Here is a 22,583-nt window from a genome sequence, read left to right as displayed (position 1 = left end):
ATCGATCTTGATTTGCGATTAACGAGAAATCGATCCGTCATTTACTGCGAACTTCTTCGTAGAGTTTCCAAATACTCCAGTCTTCCGGTTGAAAGTCCAGCTTGCTGAGAAGCAGTTGTCCGGGTTCGTTTTCGCAAACGATCCGATCGTCTCCGGTTAAATAAGCGCGTTCACAAAGAATCGGAAGATTCTGACTTTTTTTTGCCGGACCCCAAAGATGAACCTTCCCCGAATATCCGGAAAGAAACTCGTTCTTTTTGGAAAGTTTCCAAGGATTGATTTCCTTACGACTTACGGTAAAAAGTTTCGTAATGGAAGGTTTTCCTTTTGAGGAAAAGTTGATTCTTCGGAGATGCAGTTTTCCGATTTCACCGCCCACATAATACGCGCTTTCTCCGTTTCCATAATACAGGATCGGGCTCAAAATATCCTTATCGATCTTCTCCGCCGTTTTTTGAGAAGGATGAAACCAGTATAAGTTGTAGGCGCCCGCGTTTCCGGAAAAGATCAGAAAAGAATTTCCGGAGGGATACATGAGAAATCTCGTTTTTAAATTAGGAAACGGTGATACGATTTTTTCCTTGTTTAAAACGAGAACGGGCTTTCTCGGTTCCACGGTTTTTTCTTCGTAAAGATTGTCGTCGACGAAGTAATAAATTTTGGAACCGTCCGGCAAAATCGAACCTCTGCTTTTGCACGAAACCTGCGCGCCGGCTTCGTAGGAAAGACTCGAATCTTTTAAGGAGATCGCGACGTATCTGCAACCTCCCGAAGCCTGCATCGTATATTCGACAAGCGCATAGTTTGCGTTTTGTGAAAGAGAAAGGTTCGAAGGAGTTTGATCCAAGCTGCGGGAATTGGTTTCTCCCGTGGCAAGATCCTGAAAGTAAATTTTCTGGTCCTCGGTCCAAACGAGTTTCAAACGATCGCTTGAAAATTCGATGATACGCGCCGAATCGGGAGCTTCCGAAGAAAGAATCTCATCCCGGTCTTTAGGCGACTGAAGTTTTTCTTTCAGCCTTTCGGAAGCCTTTTCGTATTTTTCCTGTTCTACGAGTTCCTGAATCTCTTCGATAAAAGTTTCGTGACTGCTTTTGCAGAGATTGAAAAAAAAGATAACAACTAAAACCAGGATCGTATTCTTCGCAATAAATTCAATTTTCATAATATAGTTAAAAAGTTCTTACAAGCCTATTCTGCGATTCGGCTCGTAAATTCCAATTCCTTTTGAAAGAGTTCGGATGCCCTTCTTCCCGTCGTTTTCGTATCCAGAAACGAAATTCCTCCGTTTAAGATCGCGCCGATATACGGAAGCCAAGCATACTTGGAGGAGGAATTTCCGTTTTTACGGAACAACTTCCAACCGAGGTGAAACCCAATCGAACGAAGAATTTCCAAAGAAGCGGGTCTAACTAATACGCGGCTTCCGGCGTCTCGGACGATCGAACGAATCAAGGCGTGATTCTTATCCGGAAAGATGCAATAACTCATTATTTCGGGAGAAACTTGAGATTCCTTTCCGTAAAGAGCGGCGATGTCTTTTACAAGATGACCTTGGATTCTATAGAATAAGATCATTTCGGGTAACAAAGTCAGGTAGCCGAGATGTCGTTTCGGAATCGAAAGCCCTGCGCTGATCGCCCCGGCTCGGATCGAAGCTTTTTGAACGCATTCCTGAACGAAATCGGAAGGATCACCCACGGTTTTACCGAACGGACTCCGATAACCTCGAAGGTCTGTCAGTAGCGATAAGAATTTTTCAGAAAAAGCTTCTGCGACGGAAATATGGTTTTCCATAGAGTGCGTTGATTTACAAAGGAAAGGTCGAGTTCATTCAATGATAGATAGACTTGAAAAAATACAAGAAAAATACCTTCGAATCAGCGAAGAGTTGAATCTCGCGAAAGATCCTTCCGCGTTAAAGAATCTGTACAAAGAAAGATCCAGGCTCACTCCTCTTTATCTCAAAGTGGAAGAATATCTGAAAATCCATCAGGATAGAAAAGACGCCGAAGAATTGATCCAGTCCGAAAAGGACGAAGAAATGCATTCCATGCTCAAGGAAGAAATCCGTCAGGCGGGTGAAAAACTGGAAGAATTGGAAAAGGAACTCGAAATTCTTCTCTTACCTCCCGATCCGAATTCGGGAAAGAATATTCTTGTGGAGATCCGCGCCGGAACCGGAGGAGAAGAAGCCGGTTTGTTCGTGGCCGATCTTTTCCGAATGTATTCCAAATTCGCGGACAAACAAAAAATCAAAACCGAAGTCATCGATTCATCGCCTACGGGAATCGGCGGTTTGAAAGAAATTATTTTCGCACTCGAAGACGATCGCGCTTACGATCTTTTTAAATTCGAAGGCGGTACGCACCGAGTTCAAAGAATTCCGAGCACCGAGTCCGGGGGACGAATTCACACAAGCGCCGTCACGGTTGCGGTTCTTCCCGAAGCCGACGAAGAAGAAATCGAAATCAACGAAAACGATCTTCGCATCGACGTCTATCGATCCTCGGGTGCGGGCGGTCAGCACGTAAACACGACGGATTCCGCGGTTCGAATCACTCACATTCCGACTGGGGTTGTGGTCGCTTGTCAGGATGAAAAATCACAGCATAAAAACAAAGCCAAGGCTCTTCGGATTTTGAGCGCGAGAATTCTCGAAAAACAAGCCGAAGATAAAAAACAGGCATCCGATGCGATCAAGAAACAGATGGTGGGAAGCGGAGATCGTTCCGAACGAGTACGAACCTATAACTTTCCGCAAGGACGATGCACCGATCATCGGATCGGATTTACGAGCCATAATCTTTCCGCGATCATGGAAGGGGAACTGGACGAATTGATCGGAGCCCTGACCGAAGAAGACAGAGCGCGTAAAATTTCGGAAACGCAAACTCATTGAAGAATTTCAATCGAATCCGGGTTGAAAAATCCCGAACCGATTGACGACTGGAATCATAGAGATGTTAAAAGAAATCAACGAACCCCACCGGACCTTGTGCGGAGAACGAATTCCGTTTGAAAACATTCACGCGGTTTCCGTAAGTCTTCCACAGTTGGCGGACGTAATCGGTTACGAAGAAAAAAGAACCGAAACGCTTTCCCGATTGAAATCCGGTTATCCGAGGTTTGTGGCGCATTCTTATATCGCGAGAATTTTAGATTACAACCGGGAAGTAAAAAACGTCTCCACTCCTCAGTTCATCGTCTCTTCCAAAAAAGCGGCAAACGCAATCGTAGAAAAGTTCTCCATAGAAAAATACGAAATCCTTGAAGACGACGGAATCTTTACCTTGGTAATTCCGAATCTCAAGGATTTGGAAAAGGAAATTCTTTCCTTCATACAGCATACGGGATGTCTTGCGTCTTCGAGAATGGCGGAAGACTTCTTATTAAAAAAAGGAATCTTGCAGGAAGTTTTCCGTGAAAAAGCGGAGAAGGATTCTCCCGTTGCAAAAATTCTTTCAAAGCTTTCCTCTTTTTACGGAAATGCGAATCCTCCGATTTTACTTTCCATGTCGGGAATGAACGGGGTCTATACGGCGTTCGAAGCGTTCGATCGCGTTCAAAGAAAAAAAGAAAAAACGATTTGGATTCGTCTCGGTTGGTTGTATGTGGACAACATTCGAATCTTGGAAAAATATACGAAAGATTCGTACGTGATTCACAACGCCACGGATCTTCAAGACTTGGAACAATTTCTTAAACGGAATTCGCAACAAGTCGCCGGAATCATCACCGAATGTCCGACCAATCCGCTTTTGTTGGTTCCCGATTATGAAAAATTAAAATCCATCGTGGACCGATATGAAATTCCTTTGATCGCGGATATTTCCGTCGCCGGGTCCGCGGTGATCGACGTACTTCCGTATGTCGATGTGATCGTGGAAAGTTTAACCAAGTTCGCTTGCGGAAACGGAGATCTCATGATGGGTTCGGTCGTATTCAATCAAGATTCGAAATGGTTTTCGGAAATTTTTCCGATCTGCAAAGAATTGATCGAAGAACCGTATATTCGGGACTGCGAACGTCTTGCGTATGAAATCAAGGATTATGAAGAACGTGTATTAAAGATCAGCGAGAATGTGAAAAAACTCGCCGCGTATTTTTCAAAACATCCTGGAATCCGAAACGTATTCTGGACCGGCTCCGCCGATTCTTCCGCAAATTTTGAAAAGATTACGAGAATTCCCGGAATTCAATCCGGCGTTTTATCGATCGAACTCGCGGTTCCTTTGGAAAAATTTTACGATCGACTCGCGTTGCTAAAAGGACCGAGTTTCGGAACCGAGTTCACTCTTAATATGCTCTACGTTTATCTCGCGCATTACGAGCTGGTGACTCAGGAAGAAGGAAGAAAATTTCTGAAGGAAAACGGACTCGATCCGAACCTGATCCGAATCTCCGTTGGAACCGAAGACCCGGATCTTTTGATTCAGGAATACGAAAAAGCGTTCGAAGCTTAAGCTCTTGCTCCGGCGATTACTCCCGATGCTGAGGAAGAGTTTCCTTTTAAATGGAAGATTCCCTTGTAAAAGGCGAACAAAATTCCATATTTAGAGATTCCTAATATATAAAGAACTCCCAAAGAAAGAATCGTTCCGAACGTCCAACCAAGCGCGTGAATCAACAGACTGCAGACGATTGCAAGTCCGAGCGCGCCGATAAACACCGAACCTAAAAAGTAAAGAATTCTCGCGACTACGCTTCCTTTGGCTTCCTTGGTTTCCTGCCCGAGGGTAACGTCGCGGATTTCAAGACCTTCTTCAATCCAGTTGGATAGGATCGAAATCATAATCGGAATCATTACGATTCCCATGACATACAGCGTGATTGCGACGTCGGATGTTAACCAGGCAAGTGCGGTGCCCCAAGTCCAATCGTTGAGATATTCTTCTCTGGTTGCTGAAAAAAATCGTTTATACCCTTCTCCATCCCAACCGTGAACGAGGATAAAAAACATTCCGAAGTAACCGAGCATAACCTGTAAAAAACCGTAAAAAGCTTTGGATTTTTCGAGCAATTTCCAAACGACCCAAAACGCAAGAATTCCCTGTGACACGTTCGTAAAGCCGAATAACGTCACGAGCCAACCCGGCATCGACTTGTCCAAGGCCTGCATGGTTTCCCAACTCGTAAACTGCCAAACAAGATATAAACCCGAAGGTCCGAAAACCAACGAGAGAAACAACACGTTGATGAGAAAGTATGTTGTCTTCCAAAAAGGAGTCTTTTCGTCGGAACTCTTCGGTTTTATCTCTTTCAAAGAAGCCGAACCGAGGGAATCTCCCGACTGAATTTTTTTAATCTGACGGGAAGCCGCCATTGCAAACCCTGCACCCAACCCGTAGGCCCAGAAAACGTCAACTTGTACCATTTTCAATTCTCCTGATTTCTTTAATCTAAATTTAGAATGATATATCATTCAGTTTTTTCAAGTAAAAAATGTGGGAACTCCTTCGATTTCAAATTCCGATGAATCCGTTGAAATTTCCACCGTAAGAGACATAAATTTATTATGGTGATGTTCAACGGCTCCGAAAGGGCAAAACGAGTATGAAGATCTTCTTCGGGTCGAAAATCCGTAAATTCTAGTTTAATTCTGAAAGAATGTAGGAACTCATACTTTTCAAAAGAGAAACGGAAATTCTCTTCAGAACTGCCAAATTAAAAACAAACCCACTTCTGGACGTTTCTAAAAACCATAAGTTCCGACAATACGCAGAATTCTAACTTGAAACCAATCACTGGTTTTCCCTCATCCCATCTAACATCAGATCGGGAACGGCTTTCATCCAGCGAATCGCATAGTCTCGATCGGATTTGTGGGAAATCGATTGGCGGATTCCTTCAAACATCATGGAATTGATCGCTTTCGATGCGACATCCGTATCTAGATTCTTTCGTAAAAAGCCCTTCTTCACACCGTTGATCAAATAAAGCTCGGTAACGCGCGCGGAAAGTTCGTAAATCTTTCGAATCTTGACGGTCACCGTTTCGTCGATCCCCTGCGTTTCAAAAAAGAAAATCTGACCGATGCGAGTGTCTTTTCCAAAAAGTTCGAAAAGCCCGACTCCGATTTCTGCGATTTGAGAACGGTATTCTTCCAACGAATTGGATTTGTCGGGACTTTGTCGGGAAATCACTTCGGACAACCCGTTCTGCACTCGATCCAAAAGCGCATGTAGGATATCCAACTTATTCTTAAAATAACGATAACAGGTTCCGTGACCGATGTCCAACTTACCCGCGATATCCGCGATCCCCGCGGCGTGAAATCCTTTCGCCGAAAAAATGTCGAGGGCGGCGTCTAAGATTTCCTCTCGGCGCGCCTGGATCTTTTCTTCCTTTTTCATCTTCGGGGAGAATGTTTTGTTTCGGAGTTTTTTTGTAAACCGGAAGATTCTTCAGACAAGATCGACGGTAAGAGGAATGTGAATCTTAAAGCGTGTGCCTTGTTTCGAATCCGATGAAAAATCGATTTTCCCTTTGAGTTGTCGCACCAGGATATACACGAGTTTTAAACCGAGCGAATTGGAATCCTCTAAGTCGAAACCGGAAGGCATTCCGATTCCGTTGTCTTCGATCTGCATCTCCAGATTTTCCTCCACTTTAGCGAGAGAAATTCTAAGCTCCGGTTTTTCGGAAGAATTCTCCACCTCCGGAAACGCGTACTTTAAAGAATTGGAAACGAGCTCGTTGATGATCAATCCGATCGGAATCGCACGGTTTACGCTGATGTCCAACGTTTCCAGTTCGGTTATCAATTCGACCAAATCGGATTTTCCGTAAACCTGAAAGAGCTGGTTCAATAGTTTTTCGATATATACGGAATATTGAATCTTTCCTAGATTCTCCGATTGATACAATTCTTCGTGAATCATAGACATCGTTCGGAGTCGGTTCTGACTTTCCATAAATACGGAAAGACTTTGTTTATCCTGAACATAATCCGATTGCATCGACAACAAGGAAGAAATCACCTGGAGATTGTTTTTTACCCTGTGATGAATTTCCTTCAGCATCACTTCCTTTTCTTCCAGGGAAAGATGAAGTTTCCTTTCCACGGATTTAATATCCGTAAAATCCAATAGCGTCACGATTACGCTTGAAAGAGACGATTCGAACCCGGGAGGAACTGACCAACGAATTTTAATATCCAGTCTCGTTCCATCTTGGACGCGGAAACCCACTTCGACTTCGTAAAAATAGGATTCTTCCCTGATCTTTCTTAAAACTCTTCTGAATACTTTGAAATTATCCTGACTGAAGAACCGTTTCCAATTTTTATAAACCGCATCCTTGGATTCGACACGAAGTAGATTGACGGTCTCCTGATTGACCCCGACGACTTGAATCGAATCGAAACAGAGCTGGACAAAATCGGGATGCGTTTCGACGTAATCCGTAAACGAATCTCCGTGAATATCTTCGGGTAAACCGTCCAAAACTTTTTTGAGCTGGGAATAATCCGCTTCTATGATCGCAACCGGAAGATGTTCGAACAAACCCATATAGCGGATCTGACTTTTTTCCAGCGCGGCCCTCGCGTCGTTTTTCTCGTGAATTTCTTCTCTAAGAATTTCGTTGGAACGAAGAAGTTCGTGCGTTCTTGCTTTTACCTTGTCTTCCAGACTCTGATGAGAAACGCGGAGCTGATTCTCCGCATCCTTTCTTTCATTCACCATACTTGCAACGAGAAGACTCGTTATGGACAACACGGCCACGAAGAATTGTAAAAGAATGTAAGAAGCGTTCATCGATTCGGCATAAAACTGAGGAGAACCTGAAATCGTTCCTAAGATCGCGATGATCGAAGAAAGAACCACCGCCAAACTGCTCGGCCTTTCTCCCAATCGAAACGCGGACCATAAGATCAACGGAATTAAAATATAACCGAGAGGATAACTGATGGAAACGATCGGAGTTACCAAATCGAAAGAGGCGAGGGAAAAAAATACGATCAAAAGAAGAAGCGCGATCGATTCCAAAAATTCGGTCCAACGCGGAATTTTATACGCGCCTCGAAACCAAAAAAGGACAAAGGGAGCGCCGATGTAAACGCCGAGCGTGTCGCCCGCCCACCATGTCAGCCAACTTTGACGAACCAAGGAGAAATCGATTTCTCCCAAAAGATACATGAAAGTTACGGAACCGGTACAGCTGATCGTACATACGATCGCTTCCAAAGCGATAAAAAGAAAAACGTATTGGGTCTTTTCGGAAATTCTACATCCTGGAATTTTCAGCGAAAGAACGACTTTTCCCGCGTAACATTGAAGAGCCGAGAAAAGCCCGATCACAAAACTGAGATATAAATTCTTTCCGGGATCCATCCAGATCCCCGAGAAAAGATCCGTTCCCGAATTGGAAAAGAAGGATGCGAAAAAAACTCCGATGATCGCGTAATTTCCGAATAGAATCGTAAGTCCGAGCGCGGCACCGGAAGCGGGCCATATCGCGGAAGCGTAACCGGGATGAATCGCGGTGTTTCTTCCGATCTGCGCGAGAATATAATAAATAAACCCGGATATAAAAACGATTCCGGAGATTCTTATTATTTCTTTGAAACGAAGAGACAAAATCATCAATCCTATTCAATTTGTTCTAAAATGAGCATTGAAGAGCTCCTATTCTCTGACCAGCCTTTTATGATTTTTGAAGAAGGATTCCATCCTTTCGGAAAAATTATCTTTCGCAATCCCATTACAACGATCGAAGCTTATAACTCGGAAGGGCTGACCGAAGCGTTTCACAAGATCGAAGATTCTTTAAACCGAGGATATTACTTAGCGGGTTTTATTTCGTATGAGGCAGGATATTTTTTTTCCGATACAAATTGGAAACGAACTGAAACAATTTTACCACTTTTGTATTTTGCGGTTTTCGAAAAGCCGGAAAGAATTTCTAAACCGCTTTCCGAATCCGCTCAAAACTACGGCTTTTATATTTCGAAAACGCCGAATCGGGAAACCTATTTTCAAAACCTGAAAACGATCCGCGATCATTTGTTTCAAGGTGAAATCTACCAGATCAATCACACAGACCGGATCGGTTTCGAATTCGAAGGTGATATATTATCATTTTATAAAGTACTTTCGGAACGACAACCCGTATCTTACGGATCTTGGATTCGATTCCGAAAAACGGATCTCCTTTCTTTTTCTCCGGAACTCTTTTTCGAAAAAAAGAATCGAACGCTCGTCACGAAACCGATGAAAGGCACTTATCCTAGAGGAAAATCCGCAAACGAAGACAAAGAGAACATCCGACTTCTTCAGAACTCCGAAAAGGAAAAAGCGGAGAATCTCATGATCACCGATTTAATGCGGAACGATCTCGGTAAAATCAGTCAAGAAGGAAGCGTTCAAGTGGAGGCGCTTTTTTCCGTGGAAACATACAATACGATCTTTCAAATGACCAGCACCATCCGTTCCGAACTTTCGGATTCCGCGGGTTGGAAAGAAATTTTTAAACAACTTTTCCCCGGAGGATCGATCACTGGCGCTCCGAAACTTAGGGCGATGCAACTTATCGAACAACTCGAACCGCCCAGGGGGATTTACACGGGAGCAATCGGCGTCATTCAACCGAATCAGGACGCGGTGTTTTCGATCGCAATCCGAACCTTGGAACTCGAACGCGGAAAGGGAAATATCGGAATCGGATCCGGAATCACCTGGGATTCCGATCCTGAAAGGGAATGGTCCGAAATTTTCGAAAAAGCAAAGTTCTTTACCGAAGCTCCCCGCGATTTTTCCGTTTTCGAAACGATACTTTATAAAAATGGAATATTTTACTTTTTAAAAGAGCATTTGGAAAGAATCCGGAATTCCGCCCAAAAACTGCAAATCCCATTCTCCGAAAAAAAATGGAATTCAACCCTTCAAAAAATCCGCTCCGAAGTTAAACGAAATTCCCACCGAGTCAAAATCAGCCTGCATGTTTCGGGTACGATATGCTGGGAGCACTCGGAACTTTCACGGTTTCAAAAAAAAGGAAACGTTCAAATCTCGAAAATCAAAATGGATTCCACTTCCGAATTCAGAAAACATAAAACGAATTTACGTGCGATTTACGATCGGGAAGGGAAACTCGCGCGGGACGCGGATTGTTTGGATGCAATTTTCTTAAACGAGAAGGATCAAATCACGGAAGGAAGCATCGCCAACGTATTCGTAAAGATCGGAGATTCTTACTTTACGCCTCCGCTCGATGCCGGAGTTCTTCCGGGGGTGTTCAGAGAACGTTTGCTAAAACGAAATGGATTTTACGAGAAAATTCTTTCCATAGAGGATTTAACAAACTCGAATTCCGCTTTTCTTTGCAACTCGTTACGCGGAATTTTAAGGATAGAAGAAGTTCGAAATTCTTAGATAAGCGGATATTTGGAATCTAGTTGCGGAAATCGAACGGGGTCCTAAACTTTTAAGTATGAGAACGTTTCTGGGGATTTCCGTTCCGGAAGAAGTAAAAGAACAACTAACTTCCATCTGTTACGGTATACCGGACGTGCGCTGGGTTCCTAAGGAAAATTTTCACATAACCTTGGTCTTTTTAGGCGAACAATCGAACGAGAAGCTGGACGTTCTATCCGAGTTTTGTTCCACCGTTTCTTCCCCGTCGTTTCACTTAAACTTGAAGTCGGTGGGAACATTCGGAAAACAAAAGTCTCCTTCCATCCTTTTTGCGGAGGTAAGCGCTCCGCCCGAACTTTTACAGCTCCAAAAAACCTTGGACGGCGGACTTCGCAGATTTGGGTTTTCCCCGGACCGCCAGGATTATCATCCGCATTTAACGATCGGCCGTTTTAAGAATACGAACGGAACGAGAGTTCTCACCTATTTGGAGGAATTCTCCGACTTTTCCACTTCGGACTTCCCCGTTTCCGAATTTCATATCTATTCATCCAAAACATTCTCGGACGGACCCGTCTATTTCATCGAAGAATCTTTTTCACTTTTACCGTCTTAAAAAATTATGGAGAATTCAGAACGTTTTCGAATGAGGCGCCTGTCTTGAAAGATTTCTCTGATTTTTTTCGAAACCCTCACGTATGGGACCGTGAGATCGTTGCGGTGGGAGGAGACCTTTCTCCCGAACGACTTTTATACGCCTATAAGAACGGAATCTTTCCGTGGTCGGACGAGCCCATTCTTTGGTATTGTCTCGATCCCCGGGGGATTTTTGATCTGAACCGTTTGCATATTTCCAAGCGCTTACGACGGAAGATCAATCAAAGACGTTATACGATTACTTTCAACCGGGCCTTCGAACAAGTCATGCGCTGTTGCGCGTATCGGCCCGGAGAAGAAACTTGGATCACCGATCTTTTTATCAAAGGCTATTCCGAATTTCACAAACTCGGATATGCTCACTCGGTGGAAGTTTGGGATGAGAATGGAAAATTAGGAGGAGGCGTTTACGGAATCGCAATCGGAAATTTTTTTGCCGGCGAATCCATGTTTTCCTTCGTTCCCGATTTCGGAAAGATCGCACTCTTCCATTTATTCGAGGCTCTTAAAAAAGATCACTTTACCCTTTTCGATACGCAGCAACTAAACGTTGTTACTCTTGGACTTGGGGCGTATCAAATTCCGAAAAAAGAATATCTCAAACGATTGGAATCGGCCGTCGCCTCGGGAAAAAAATGGAACCCTTCCCGTTCCGTTCCTTAAAAAAAACGTATTTACTTTTTTTCTACGGATGTTGGAGTTCTCCAATCAATCACTCTTTCAATAGGAAAACTTTACAATGACCCTTTTTAAGAAAATTCTTGCCCAACTTTTAATCGCAGCGATGGCGTTGACCGGATTCGCGGGACTCGTCGCACAAGAACCTGCTGCAGACGCTCCAACGGAACAAACCGAAAGCCCGAAAGAAACGAAGTCTGAAAAGAAAGGAAAGAAATCTAAGAAATCCAAAAAGGCTAAAAAGGCAAAAAAATCTAAGAAAAAGTCCAAGAAGGAAAAAGCAGAAAGCAAAAAAGAAGAAGCACCAGCTCCTTCCACTGAATCTTCTGCTCCGGCCGGAGAAGAGCAATAATATCTTCTTTCCGTCTATCTCTCCGGAGGTAGACGGTTCCCTTCTTTTTGCACCGCACCCGCTCCTTCCTCTTTCCAAAATTTGGTTGACTCACGCAATTTTTCCCTTAGCTTAATTCAGCCTTTACCCTATCGGAAATCATTCCGGTAAAAACTCACTAAAGAGGAATTGGAAATGTATAAAAACCTCGCGGATATGTTGATACAATCCACCGAGAAATTTGGAGATCGACCCGTATTCTGGAGCAAAGGAGAAGATAAGGAATTCCACCCTACTTCTTATAAACAGCTGTACGACATGGGAATCTCTCTTGCCGAAGCGCTCATTCATTTGGGACTGAAAGCGAGAGAACATGTCGGAGTACTAGCGGACAACAGACTTGAGTGGATGATTACGGATTATGCCGTTCAATTTTCGGGAGCTGCTAATGTTCCTAGAGGAACCGACGTAACCGAATCCGAACTCGAGTATATCCTCAATCACTCGGAAGCAAAAATCGTTTTTATCGAAAACGATAAGATGCTGGAAAAGTTCAATAAAGTTAAACCGAAACTTCATAAAGTCGAAACCGTCGTCATTATGGATAAGGCTTCCACTGCAAAAGGAAAGAATATCCATAAAATCTACGATCTGATCGAAGAAGGAAAAGCCCTTAGAGCCAAAGGATCCAAAAAAGCTGAGAAAAGAATCGAGGAAATCAAACCCGACGATCTCTTTACCCTCATCTATACTTCCGGAACTACGGGAATGCCGAAAGGTGTGATGCTCATGCATTCCAACATGATTCACCAGATGATTTATGTTGTGCCGATGCTTTTAACGGACATCAAACCTACCGACAGTATGCTTTCCATATTACCGATTTGGCATATTTTCGAGAGGGTCAATGAGTATGGAGCCATCTCGAGCGGAATCCAAACGTATTATACGAAAGTTTCCGATCTTAAAAACGATCTAGCGAAAGCGAGACCGTCCTTTATGGCGTCCGCTCCGCGCGTTTGGGAAAGCGTTTATACCGGAATTTACAATAAAGTAAACGATCCGAAACAAACCCCGCCGATCCGTAGAGGTTTGTTTAAACTCGCTTACTTCTTCTCGAAACACTACAATGCTTCTAGAAGATTCTTGAGCGGATTGGAAGTGGATTATGAAAACAGAAATATTTTCAAATCCCTCGCAATCGGAGTAAAATCCCTGATCGTTCTTCTGTTAACCGGACCGTTTACCGTAAGTGCAATGGCGATTCTCGCGTATTTGGCTCTTCCCGCGTATGGAGTGCACGTTCCAAGCTGGATCCTCTTAACGATCGCGGGTTTGGGATTGATCTTCAACGCTAAGACTTTGGATGCGATCGTTCTTTCCAAAATCCGCCAAGCCACCGGTGGAAGGCTCAAGGGATCTATGTCGGGTGGGGGCGCACTCCAATCGCACGTGGATAACTTCTTCAACGATATCGGAATGCTCGTTTTGGAAGGTTACGGTATGACCGAAACCAGTCCCGTAATCTCGGTAAGACCTTTCGTAAAACCGATTATCGGTTCGGTTGGATTCTTAGTTCCTAAATCGGAACTGATGATCAAGGACGATAACGGTCATGTGTTGACGCACATCAACGATAAGTTCGAAGTTCTCGCGGGTAAGCTGGGACAAAAAGGAGTCGTCTTCGTAAAAGGACCTCAAGTGATGAAGGGATATTACAAAAATCCGGAAGTTACTAAGAAGACCATTGTGGACGGATGGATGAACACCGGAGATATCGGATTCATCAACTTCAAGAAAACCCTGACTTTGACCGGAAGAGCGAAAGACACCGTAGTATTGTTAGGCGGAGAAAACGTGGAACCGGTTCCTATCGAGAACAAGATGGACGAATCACCGTTTATCAAACAATCGATGGTCATCGGTCAGGATCAGAAGGTTCTCGGGGCGATCATCGTTCCGGACATCGACCAGTTAACCGATTGGTGCAAGGAAAACGGAATCGATACTTCCAAACTCGAAGAGCTGATTAAACATCCGAAAGTCATCGACTTCTACAAAAAAGAAGTTCGTAGCTACAACAGCACAAAGACAGGATTCAAATCTTTCGAGCAGGTTCAGCACGTCATTCTCACCAAAAAACCTTTCGAGGTCGGGGACGAATTGACCAACCTTCTCAAGATGAAACGTCACGTGATTACGGAAAAATACAGCAAGGAAATCAAGAAGGTCTACGACAAAGACTGAACGGCAAACTAACTTGCGTCCGTAAAAACGAAAGGCTCGGGGGATTTTCCTTCGGGCCTTTTTTATTTCCGCGTCGTGATCCCCTCATCCGCGCTTTGGGAAAGAATCATTGGCGACCGCCGAATATAAAGTTTATCCTAAGAGACGGGTTTTACTTAATAAGAATCTAATATTCTAACGCCGGGAGCGAGTTCTTCGCCTTGTGTTAAAATCGAAGGATCGTGTAAGGTAAGAATTTTGATTCCTTTCTCGTTTAAGATTCGAACGTATTCGATAAAGTCCCGATTTCGTTTTGTGGAAAATACCGCGCCTTGCGGAAGACCGATTCCATTCTTACATTCTTGGATGAGATAACATTCATCCCCGGTAAACAGAAATCGCCTTTCGGGATAAGCGATCCATTCCAGCGCTTGCGACCCGGGGGTATGACCTCCGGTAAAAAGAATCCGCATATCCGTAAGCAAAGAATACGTTCCATCGAAGGAGTGAATTCGATTTACAGAACTCAAAGAACGGATGTAGTTCGCTTGATTCGGAAAGTAGGATTGTTTTTTCAAAAGATCCAAATCGTGGTTTTGAATATGGACCGTCGCGGAAGGAAACAGGAAAATTCCGCCCGCGTGATCGAAATGAAAATGTGTGAGTACGATGTCAGTGATTTCTTTTGGATCGATTCCGCATCGTTTTAAAAGAACGTCGGGTCTTTCAAAACTGTAGAATCCGAATTTTTTTCGATAGATGTCGTTAAAAAAGCCCGAATCGATCAGAATATTTTTTCCGGGAACGCGAATCAGATAAAAGAGGTATACGATTTCGCGATTTCCTTTGTCTTCTTCCACATTCAAAAAACGATCGGGGTATAGACTTCTTCCATAGGAAAAAACGTACAAACCGAAATCGGTTTTACAATTTTTCGAAACGTTCGTTTTCGAATTCGATCGGTTCTCGACCGCTTCCTGATTCCTACCGGCGCAGCCGCAGATTAAAACGAAAAGCAGACAGAAGGCAAACCGAATCGTTTTCATTTCAACGTTTCAACGGGTTCGCTTTGAATCCTAGAAAATCCTTTCTGTATCGGAGTCCTAAATTGCATTAGGATTCCCTTATGGAGATGTCCCGGTAAAAGCATCCAATCCTGCAGATTTTCCAAGGATTGAACGTTGTAATGCAACGGATAATCGACCGGAATTTTTTCTCCGTCCGGCGATCCGTATTCTTCCTTGGTCCCGTTTTGCATCGTTCTCAAAACGATTCCTTTCGAATCGGTGGGAAGACTTAAAAGATTATCGCGAAAGCCGGGCGTATAAGAAAAATAATCTTCGATGTTGGAAAGATAAACGACTCGAATCGGAACGTTCAAACGCGCCGCCCTTTCACCCACGGAACGCATGCTCTTTTCCGCGTTGATATCTCCTTTCAGAATTTGAATTCTCCCTTGAAGAATCATGTTCCGAACGTAATCGTATTCTTCTTTGGAGTGAATGAACGTCTTTAGTCCGAATCGTTGCGAGGTTCGATCCAGTTCGTTCCATCGCTGCGGAATATCGGATTTCCCCCGATGTGCCACTTCCCAAGCCTCGCGGATCAAAGGCCATTCCGGATCTTTTTCCCATTCGTTCTTGATCAGTTGAAAGGATGTTTGTTTATTTTTGCGCGACCAAAGTTCGCGATAGGATTCAGGATCTGGTGCAAGTTTAAAAAACAAAAGATGAATCCGATTGATCAAGCAGATCGTATAATCGAAATCCATCAGCCAGGCGTATTTGCTCTTAGCCCACGCGATAAACGTAAAATTCTGATCCGTTCCCGCGCCGAGATAACCGCCTTCCAAGTTTTCAATATACGGTTTGAATAGATCGATCCGAAGTTCGTTCGAAGCGGGATAATGTCTTCCACCGAGATCTTTGGATTCGAATTCATCCATCTCCAAAGGAGCCAGAAAAATCTTTTCCGATTCTTCCAAAGGAGGAACGATCCAAGGATCTTTCGGCGGAGGAGCCGTCTTACAGCTTGCGTAGAGAAGAATATATCCCGCTACTAAGAGCGGGATCGATTTAGAATCAAACATAAACCTAATTACTTCGAGTTGAGTTTATACCAGTTCAACCATTCGTTCCGAGAGTAAAAGTTCTTTCCTGTGATCGAGGCAAGAGACGACATTAAAAGTTTGGAACTCGCCGCGCGATTCTCGTCCAAAATTTTAATGAGAATCGGAAGACTGGCTTTATCCTTTCTCTTTCCCAACTCGGAAATCGCAACCTGCTGCAGCGAAACGTTGTCTTTCTGCGCAAAATTCTCCAGGATCTTGCGGGATTCTTCTCCTGGAATCGCAGCGATTGCGGGAATAACGATCGATGCGGAATTCGGGTTCTTCTCCGCAATTTCAACCAGAGCAGCAAGCGCCTTTGGAGAACGCAATAAACCCAAGGATTCAACGGCCAAGGAGGAAAGTTTCGGATCGAATGACTTGGACGCGAGAATCAAATCCTCCAGCGCTTCGTTCGCTTGTAGAATCCCGAGGGACCAAACCGCCCCGTATCGACCTTCTCCGTCTTTTTCCTTTAAAACATTCAATAAAACCGGAATGCTTTTTTTATCTCCGAGATATCCGAGCGACCTCGCGATCACTTCGCGATCCGGTAGTTGCAAGTTTTCTAATTTTCTTTCGATCGCGGTTCGAGCGGGATTAAAACGAATTCTCCCGAGAACCAAGGCGGCAGGGGCGATCGCATCGGGATTATTCTCTTCCAAAATTTTCTGAACCTTGGGTCCTGTTTCAGAGGAAGGAATTTCGGACAAAACGTTCACCGCACGATAACGGATCTCCCGATTCGTATGTTTTAAAATCGGAACCGTCGGGGCGATCGCAGACGCATCTTTAATTTCAATCAAAGCGATCATGGAATTCTCGCTGCCCTTATCAAAATCGGAACCGAGTCCTTGAACCAGAACGGGAACCGCGCTCTTGCTCGAAATTCTTCCCAAAGCCAAATAAGAAGCCGCCAACGTCGGTGAAGGTTCGGTCGTTTTTGCCAGCTCGACCAAATACGATTCCGCCGAACGTACTTTCAATTTTCCTAATGCCATCGCGTATGTTTTCGCGAGTTCCACATCCTTATTTTTACGAGCTAAATTTAAAATCGCCTCGCCGGAAGAAACCGCTTTGATGCGGACCAAAGTATCGACTGCGATCAACCGCAAGGTGGCGTCCGGAGACTGCAAAAAAGGAAGAATCACTTTCGCAGTGGAGGAATCTTCCATTCTCGCGAGCGCTTCCATCACGATGTCGGGCGTTACGCCCGATTCGGAAGAAAACAGTTTTACGATTTCCGAAGTGGAAGCGCCGTCCTTCCAAGTTCCCAGGGCGATCGCCGCAGTCCCTTTCACCGCAGGATTGGATTCGTTTTTCAAAAGATTGCGGACGGCGGGTATCGACGGTTTGTAATCTCTATTAGAAACTTCTAAAATAGCTTGGGCGCGGATCTGCGGATTTTCTGAACTCAATTCCTTTAGAATCTGTTCCAAAGGCAACTCCGGTTTCGCTTCCGCGACGGGAAGCATATCGGGCCTCGGCGGTCCTCCGCAGCCAAAGATTACCAAAATGAAAAATAAGACTTTTATGATTTTCGTTTTTTTTGAAATTGTAACTTTGAATTCTTGAATACGTTCCATTAAGAATCGCATAAAATCTCCTGATAAGTTTATAGATCGACCCGGTCCAAACGACATGCGATGTCGAATTACGATCCCGGAATTTGACTTTGCACCTGTCTTAAAGTGGAAAGTTCTTTTTTCCAAACGATAAGATCCTGATTGGCGGTTCCGATTTGTTCCGGATTCAATTTTCCCTGTTGAATCGTATATTCAATCAATTGAATTCTCGATTCCAATTCCTCGATTTTATAATTGATGTAAGCGAGCTGTTCCTTGGGATTTACGCTCGATTCCGAAGGAGCCTTCGGCTCGTTGCCCGGCTCCGCGTATTTTCCCAACGACCGGACGATCGCGTTCCGCGATTCCATATTCGTAACCGTATCCAGACGTTCTCTCGCCTCTTTTTCTTCGGCCTCGCTGAGAGCCGGTCGGAACTCCGAAGGTATGTACACATTTTTCGGATATCTTGCGATAAAGTCGGTCCATTCTTTCCGAATCTGTTCTTTTTCTTCTGGAGTTTTTCTGGGTTTAAACGCTTCGGGCCAGAGTTTTTTGGCCTGACCTTCCAGCTCCGGATCTTCGTTGAACGGATGAGGAGCGTCCGGAAAATACGGATCCATTTCGGAATAATATTTTGTTTTTAATACGGCATCGCTTTCTTCCGCGATGGAGAGGGATTCTTTTTTCTGATTTTCGGGCCAAAAAAGGATGAATAATATCAATAAAACTGCAAGTGCGATCGCTGCAAAAAAGAGTTTCTTTCTGAATTCCATAAAACCCGCTTTTTAAAATAAAAAACGCCGCCTTGATTGGAGGCGACGTTTTTATTCTTCTTTCTTCTTCGTTTAAACGAGGAAGAATTTCTTACACGAAAATTCCGATAACCCAAGAAATGAACTGTCCGAAAATGGTTTCGGTCAGGAATTTCTTCAAGTCCACCGGATTTCTATTCAGGCTGTCGTAGTACCAAGCGGTGTATTCGCTGACTTGAGCGATGTTCAATCCGTAACGTGCGTTAATGACCTTAATCAACTCGTTCGCAAAAACCGAATGTCCGAACATGTTCGGATGTACTCCGTCCAGACCGAAAACTCCTGGTTGGTTCGGCAAAGGCCAATTCGCACGGGCATAACCCGGGCTCCAACCGGAAGGGCTTTTTACAAGACGTCCGTTCTCCTTGATATCATCAAAGACAACTTTCAGATCCGCGACAGCAAACCCCATCGCCGCACCTTGAGCCTTAACTTCGTTGTTCAACATGGTTAAGAAGTTGGTGATGGTTGCGACTTCACCCGCATCCAAAACTTGATTCGGATCGGATACCGAATTACGGAAGAATGCTTTCAATCCGGTGTAATTCGCTCTTCCTTGTGGATCTTTATAAGGTTCGAGAAATGCGATCGCAGTCACGTTCGGAATCGTAAAAAGCACGCCGCCTTTTAAACTTCCGATCGCAGCCAAACGTCTCATCACTTCGCGAATGTCTCTCTTATAACGAGCCTCGTCCAAACAAGCAGTAGTGGTGGAAAGCGCAGTACAAAGTACATGGTTCGCGGCTACGGTTCCGAAAAGAAAGCTAGGTCTGACTTTTTCCATGATCTCAATTTGGGTTCCGGAACTCCGAAGACCGAATTGATGGAATTTATCAGGTTCTTTACAATCCTGAACTTGTACCCAGCGATAAGTATACCAATACCATGTCGCCCAATACCAATCTTTCTCCCATTTTGTTGCGGTAACGTCTTCGCATTTACCGGAAGTTCTCAAAACGGAAGTATATTCAGCTCCCGTAATTCCCGCGTGAGTCGGAAGGCTTACGGTGGACCCGTTTCCTCCGATGATGGAACCTGCGATGCAGAAAACTCCGCAATCGCCTTTAAGAACGTCTTCCAAGTTGATATAAGGTCCGGTAAGAACGTTATACGAAACGGAAGATCCGGCTTGTTTACTGACCAGAACGGGATAAGCCCAATCCTGAGTTTTTTTCTCAACCGTTGCACCGAAAAAACCGTGACTCAAAGAATCACCGATAACGCCAGGCTTTGCAAAAAGCTGAGCCTGAGTCTGAGCGGATAAACTTCCCGCACAAAGTCCGAGCACAAACAGAAGAGTCGCAATCCAATTAGCTTTTTTCATCTTTCACTATTCTCCATTTTCATTTAGGCCTGGAGAACGAAAAGCCCTTGTAAGCAAGGTCCCATCCCTCGTTCATCTGCCGGCCCGGGTTTTTGGCCCAGAACAATCGTAGGTCTGTAACGAACGGTCAGTCAACAGGAATACTGAAATTGATCCTAACGCAGAAAAATTTTTTCCAATTTGGCGTAACGTTCGATATAAAACCATTGTGACAGAAGTTTGTCATGAAGATATTTCCCAAATCCGAATTCATACAATTCCTAGTGCGTAAGGAATGTTACACTTTGCTCATGAATACAATTCCACAAACCGCTGCAAGAATCGAAGTTTATGACTTTCCTCATAGAGGAATTAGAAACGCTCTTTCCCTCTGGATTTTGGAAACCGGTAAAACGGATTTCAAAAACGAAGAAGAATGGAATCGTTTAAAACAAATGAGTACGGATATAATTCATCTCCTGGAGATCCATGCCAGAGACGAAGAAGCGTTCAGTTTAAAATATCTCGGCGAAATCGATCCGTCCTATTCCGAAAAAGACTTAACGGTTCATTCCCTCTTGGAAAAAGAAATCGAAACGATTCAAAGTCTGCTGGAACAAATCGAAGGTTCCGAAACATTGACAAGAACCGAATTCAAAAAAGAATTTTATAATACGCTCATACGATTTCAAACCCGATATTTCGTTCATATGGAAGAAGAGGAAACCGTAACTCAATCGCATCTCTGGAAAGAGTTCAGCGACACGGAACTCGAAAATCACCGGAAGGAAATCATGGCCTCTTTAAAGGTTGAAGACTTGAAACTTTGGATTCGCTATGTGGCTCCCACGCTTCCTTCGGAAGAAAGACTCAAATTCGAATCGATGACCGAAAAAATTCTCTCTCAAACACCGGGAAAGAATTGATCTTTCGTTTTCGAGCGGATACATTCAATTGAACACATGAACTTGGACTTCCAATCGATTCAACTACAGCGAATTACGCAAGCATCTACGGCTGATTATTCAATCATTCCGGATGAATATTGCGTACTCGGGGTCCAAGTTCGTGGGAAAATTCACACACTTAAGGGGAATTCTTTCCAAGCGCTGAATATCATCGGAATTACCGGAATGATGACCGAACAAAAAACATTCCGATCGGAACAGGATACGATTTCTTTTTTGCTTCGAATTACTCCGAATGCACTCGCACCGTATTTACCTCTTCCTATGAGCAAAATCGTAAACGAAAGCATTCCTTTGGAAACGCTGCTTCCTCAAAACGTAGTCGATGATTTGCGAGAGGATTGTCTGCAAGAGTTCCACGAAAATCGGGAATCGGGATGGGCTTGGAAACGATTTTTATCCGGTCTTACGGTTCACAAAGAGGAACCGAAGTATCTTTCCGAATCGCTCAAAAAAATCCGGTCTCAGGCGGGAGAAATTTCGATTTCAACCCTGGCCGCCGATTTGGGAATCAGCCAAAGTAAATTAGAAAAAGATTATAAACTATTTTTAGGGCTTTCTCCGAAAGATTACGCTTCGCTGGTTCGATTTCGAAACGCGCTTCGGCTCAAGGATGAATCATCCAATTTAACCGACTTGGCTTATCTTTCCGGTTATTACGACCAAGCGCATTTTATCCGAGAATTTAAAAAGAGAACCGGAAAAAGTCCGAAAAAGTGGTTTCAGTCGAAATCTACGATCGATTGAATTCGATCGAACGATACATTAGAATTACTTAATTTTCGATCACCATAAAAAAGCCGGATGTGAATCCGGCTTTTTGTATTCCGACCCAGATAGAATTGGGATTAGTTCTTACAGCCCGTCCTAACGCTTAACTATGTTTTACCAAAAGATTAAGCTGCAAGGTTCTGTCCCAATTTTGGGACAGGTTCTTATCTTTTTTCTTCTTCTTTTTGGATTTTTTCTCGGACTTATCGTCGTCATCCTTGTCTTTTTTCTTTTTAGACTTTTTGGAATCCTCTTTATCGTCGTCCTTATCCTTTTTCTTGGACTTCTTCTCCTTCTTTACATCGTCGCCGTTGTCCTCTTTATCTTTCTTTTTCTTTTTAGATTTTTTAGAGTCGTCGTCTTTATCGGAATCGTCTTCGTCCTTATCCTTCTTTTTGCGTTTGGACTTTTTTTCGTCGTCTCCGTCCTCATCCTTATCTTTTTTCTTTTTGGACTTCTTCTCTTTAGAGGAAGAATCGTCGTCATCGTCTTTATCCTTTTTCTTTACCGGTCTACGATCTCCATCGTCATCTCCGCCTTTACCGGGTTTCGCCCTGCAATAAGCGTCGACGGAAACTCCGTCTTGTCTTGTATAACCGCTTACCCAAGTGCAATCATCGTTGGATTTACAAGAGGAAGCCGAAAGTCCCTGGCAAGCGCTGTCCGCGGAAAGGGAAACGGTTCCGAAAAAACCGAAAGTTACGGTGATTACGATCGCCCATAAAGAGCGAAAAAGTAGATTGAAACGCATACTATCTCCTACAAAGACCGTGTATCATTTTGGTCAAAAGAAATGTCTGTCAA

General features: G+C 43.9%; 20 protein-coding genes. 9 read left to right on the top strand and 11 right to left on the bottom strand.

Going from position 1 to position 22,583, the window contains the following annotated elements; genetic code table 11:
• Positions 1–37: 37 nt before the first annotated feature.
• Entirely contained in the window at positions 38–1,165 is a 1,128-nt protein-coding gene (locus LFX17_RS00515) for a TolB-like translocation protein (protein WP_238744599.1), read from the bottom strand.
• Between the two features lie 26 nt (positions 1,166–1,191).
• Positions 1,192–1,797 carry a hypothetical protein gene (locus LFX17_RS00510; protein ID WP_238744598.1) on the bottom strand — a complete coding sequence of 202 codons (606 nt, stop codon included), beginning with the start codon at positions 1,795–1,797 and terminating at the stop codon, positions 1,192–1,194.
• Between the two features lie 40 nt (positions 1,798–1,837).
• On the opposite strand from LFX17_RS00510, the gene prfA reads away from it, so the two are divergent.
• Together prfA and LFX17_RS00500 are read left to right on the top strand one after the other, a co-directional pair.
• Positions 1,838–2,902, top strand: coding sequence for a peptide chain release factor 1 (prfA, locus tag LFX17_RS00505; protein ID WP_118964682.1), 1,065 nt, complete (start codon positions 1,838–1,840; stop codon positions 2,900–2,902).
• A gap of 61 nt (positions 2,903–2,963) precedes the next feature.
• A complete protein-coding gene (locus LFX17_RS00500) occupies positions 2,964–4,466 on the top strand; it encodes an aminotransferase class I/II-fold pyridoxal phosphate-dependent enzyme (RefSeq protein ID WP_135778933.1) in 1,503 nt (500 codons plus the stop codon).
• On the opposite strand, the gene LFX17_RS00495 is transcribed toward LFX17_RS00500, so the two are convergent.
• From LFX17_RS00495 to LFX17_RS00485, 3 genes are all read right to left on the bottom strand, one after another.
• On the bottom strand, positions 4,463–5,377 hold the full coding sequence (locus tag LFX17_RS00495; protein ID WP_238744597.1) for a hypothetical protein: 915 nt from the start codon (positions 5,375–5,377) through the stop codon (positions 4,463–4,465). The genes LFX17_RS00500 and LFX17_RS00495 overlap by 4 nt on opposite strands.
• Before the next feature lie 367 nt (positions 5,378–5,744).
• Positions 5,745–6,356, bottom strand: coding sequence for a TetR/AcrR family transcriptional regulator (locus LFX17_RS00490; RefSeq protein WP_238744596.1), 612 nt, complete (start codon positions 6,354–6,356; stop codon positions 5,745–5,747).
• A gap of 51 nt (positions 6,357–6,407) precedes the next feature.
• The gene (locus tag LFX17_RS00485) at positions 6,408–8,582 is read right to left on the bottom strand and encodes an MASE1 domain-containing protein (RefSeq protein WP_238744595.1); all 2,175 of its coding nucleotides are present in this window, start codon (positions 8,580–8,582) and stop codon (positions 6,408–6,410) included.
• A 30-nt stretch (positions 8,583–8,612) separates the two neighbouring features.
• Between LFX17_RS00485 and pabB the strand changes: the two genes are divergently transcribed.
• The 5 genes from pabB to LFX17_RS00460 all read left to right on the top strand — a co-directional run bounded on the left by pabB (position 8,613) and on the right by LFX17_RS00460 (position 14,271).
• Positions 8,613–10,376 carry an aminodeoxychorismate synthase component I gene (pabB, locus tag LFX17_RS00480; protein ID WP_238744594.1) on the top strand — a complete coding sequence of 588 codons (1,764 nt, stop codon included), beginning with the start codon at positions 8,613–8,615 and terminating at the stop codon, positions 10,374–10,376.
• A gap of 58 nt (positions 10,377–10,434) precedes the next feature.
• Positions 10,435–10,974: an RNA 2',3'-cyclic phosphodiesterase gene (thpR, locus tag LFX17_RS00475; protein WP_238728355.1), complete on the top strand. Its 540-nt coding sequence runs from the start codon at positions 10,435–10,437 to the stop codon at positions 10,972–10,974.
• A gap of 44 nt (positions 10,975–11,018) precedes the next feature.
• Positions 11,019–11,678 carry a leucyl/phenylalanyl-tRNA--protein transferase gene (aat, locus tag LFX17_RS00470; protein WP_238728354.1) on the top strand — a complete coding sequence of 220 codons (660 nt, stop codon included), beginning with the start codon at positions 11,019–11,021 and terminating at the stop codon, positions 11,676–11,678.
• A 76-nt stretch (positions 11,679–11,754) separates the two neighbouring features.
• Entirely contained in the window at positions 11,755–12,045 is a 291-nt protein-coding gene (locus LFX17_RS00465) for a hypothetical protein (protein ID WP_238728353.1), read from the top strand.
• A gap of 174 nt (positions 12,046–12,219) precedes the next feature.
• Positions 12,220–14,271 (top strand): AMP-dependent synthetase/ligase, encoded by a 2,052-nt coding sequence (locus LFX17_RS00460; protein ID WP_238728352.1) that lies wholly within the window; start codon positions 12,220–12,222, stop codon positions 14,269–14,271.
• Between the two features lie 155 nt (positions 14,272–14,426).
• Here the strand turns inward: LFX17_RS00460 and LFX17_RS00455 are convergent, their stop codons facing one another.
• The 5 genes from LFX17_RS00455 to LFX17_RS00435 all read right to left on the bottom strand — a co-directional run bounded on the left by LFX17_RS00455 (position 14,427) and on the right by LFX17_RS00435 (position 20,061).
• Entirely contained in the window at positions 14,427–15,296 is an 870-nt protein-coding gene (locus LFX17_RS00455; protein WP_238744593.1) for an N-acyl homoserine lactonase family protein, read from the bottom strand.
• Positions 15,293–16,339, bottom strand: coding sequence for an LIC_10091 family lipoprotein (locus LFX17_RS00450; RefSeq protein ID WP_238744592.1), 1,047 nt, complete (start codon positions 16,337–16,339; stop codon positions 15,293–15,295). Before LFX17_RS00450 ends, LFX17_RS00455 begins: the two co-directional genes overlap by 4 nt.
• A gap of 8 nt (positions 16,340–16,347) precedes the next feature.
• Positions 16,348–17,832 (bottom strand): HEAT repeat domain-containing protein, encoded by a 1,485-nt coding sequence (locus LFX17_RS00445; protein WP_238744591.1) that lies wholly within the window; start codon positions 17,830–17,832, stop codon positions 16,348–16,350.
• A 179-nt stretch (positions 17,833–18,011) separates the two neighbouring features.
• Positions 18,012–18,698 (bottom strand): hypothetical protein, encoded by a 687-nt coding sequence (locus tag LFX17_RS00440; RefSeq protein WP_238744590.1) that lies wholly within the window; start codon positions 18,696–18,698, stop codon positions 18,012–18,014.
• Between the two features lie 91 nt (positions 18,699–18,789).
• The gene (locus LFX17_RS00435; protein ID WP_118954429.1) at positions 18,790–20,061 is read right to left on the bottom strand and encodes a hypothetical protein; all 1,272 of its coding nucleotides are present in this window, start codon (positions 20,059–20,061) and stop codon (positions 18,790–18,792) included.
• A 290-nt stretch (positions 20,062–20,351) separates the two neighbouring features.
• Between LFX17_RS00435 and LFX17_RS00430 the strand changes: the two genes are divergently transcribed.
• A complete protein-coding gene (locus LFX17_RS00430) occupies positions 20,352–20,966 on the top strand; it encodes a hemerythrin domain-containing protein (RefSeq protein ID WP_238744589.1) in 615 nt (204 codons plus the stop codon).
• A 207-nt stretch (positions 20,967–21,173) separates the two neighbouring features.
• Positions 21,174–21,755, top strand: coding sequence for a helix-turn-helix domain-containing protein (locus tag LFX17_RS00425; protein ID WP_238744588.1), 582 nt, complete (start codon positions 21,174–21,176; stop codon positions 21,753–21,755).
• 127 nt (positions 21,756–21,882) lie between these two features.
• Here LFX17_RS00425 and LFX17_RS00420 read toward each other — a convergent pair whose 3' ends face one another.
• Positions 21,883–22,530 carry a hypothetical protein gene (locus LFX17_RS00420; protein ID WP_238744587.1) on the bottom strand — a complete coding sequence of 216 codons (648 nt, stop codon included), beginning with the start codon at positions 22,528–22,530 and terminating at the stop codon, positions 21,883–21,885.
• Positions 22,531–22,583: the final 53 nt, after the last annotated feature.

Origin of the sequence: Leptospira sanjuanensis (genome assembly GCF_022267375.1) — a bacterium.
GTDB classification, from domain to species: domain Bacteria; phylum Spirochaetota; class Leptospiria; order Leptospirales; family Leptospiraceae; genus Leptospira; species Leptospira sanjuanensis.
Note: the sequence above shows the minus strand (reverse complement) of the source record. Positions and strands in the feature narration are given on the sequence as shown.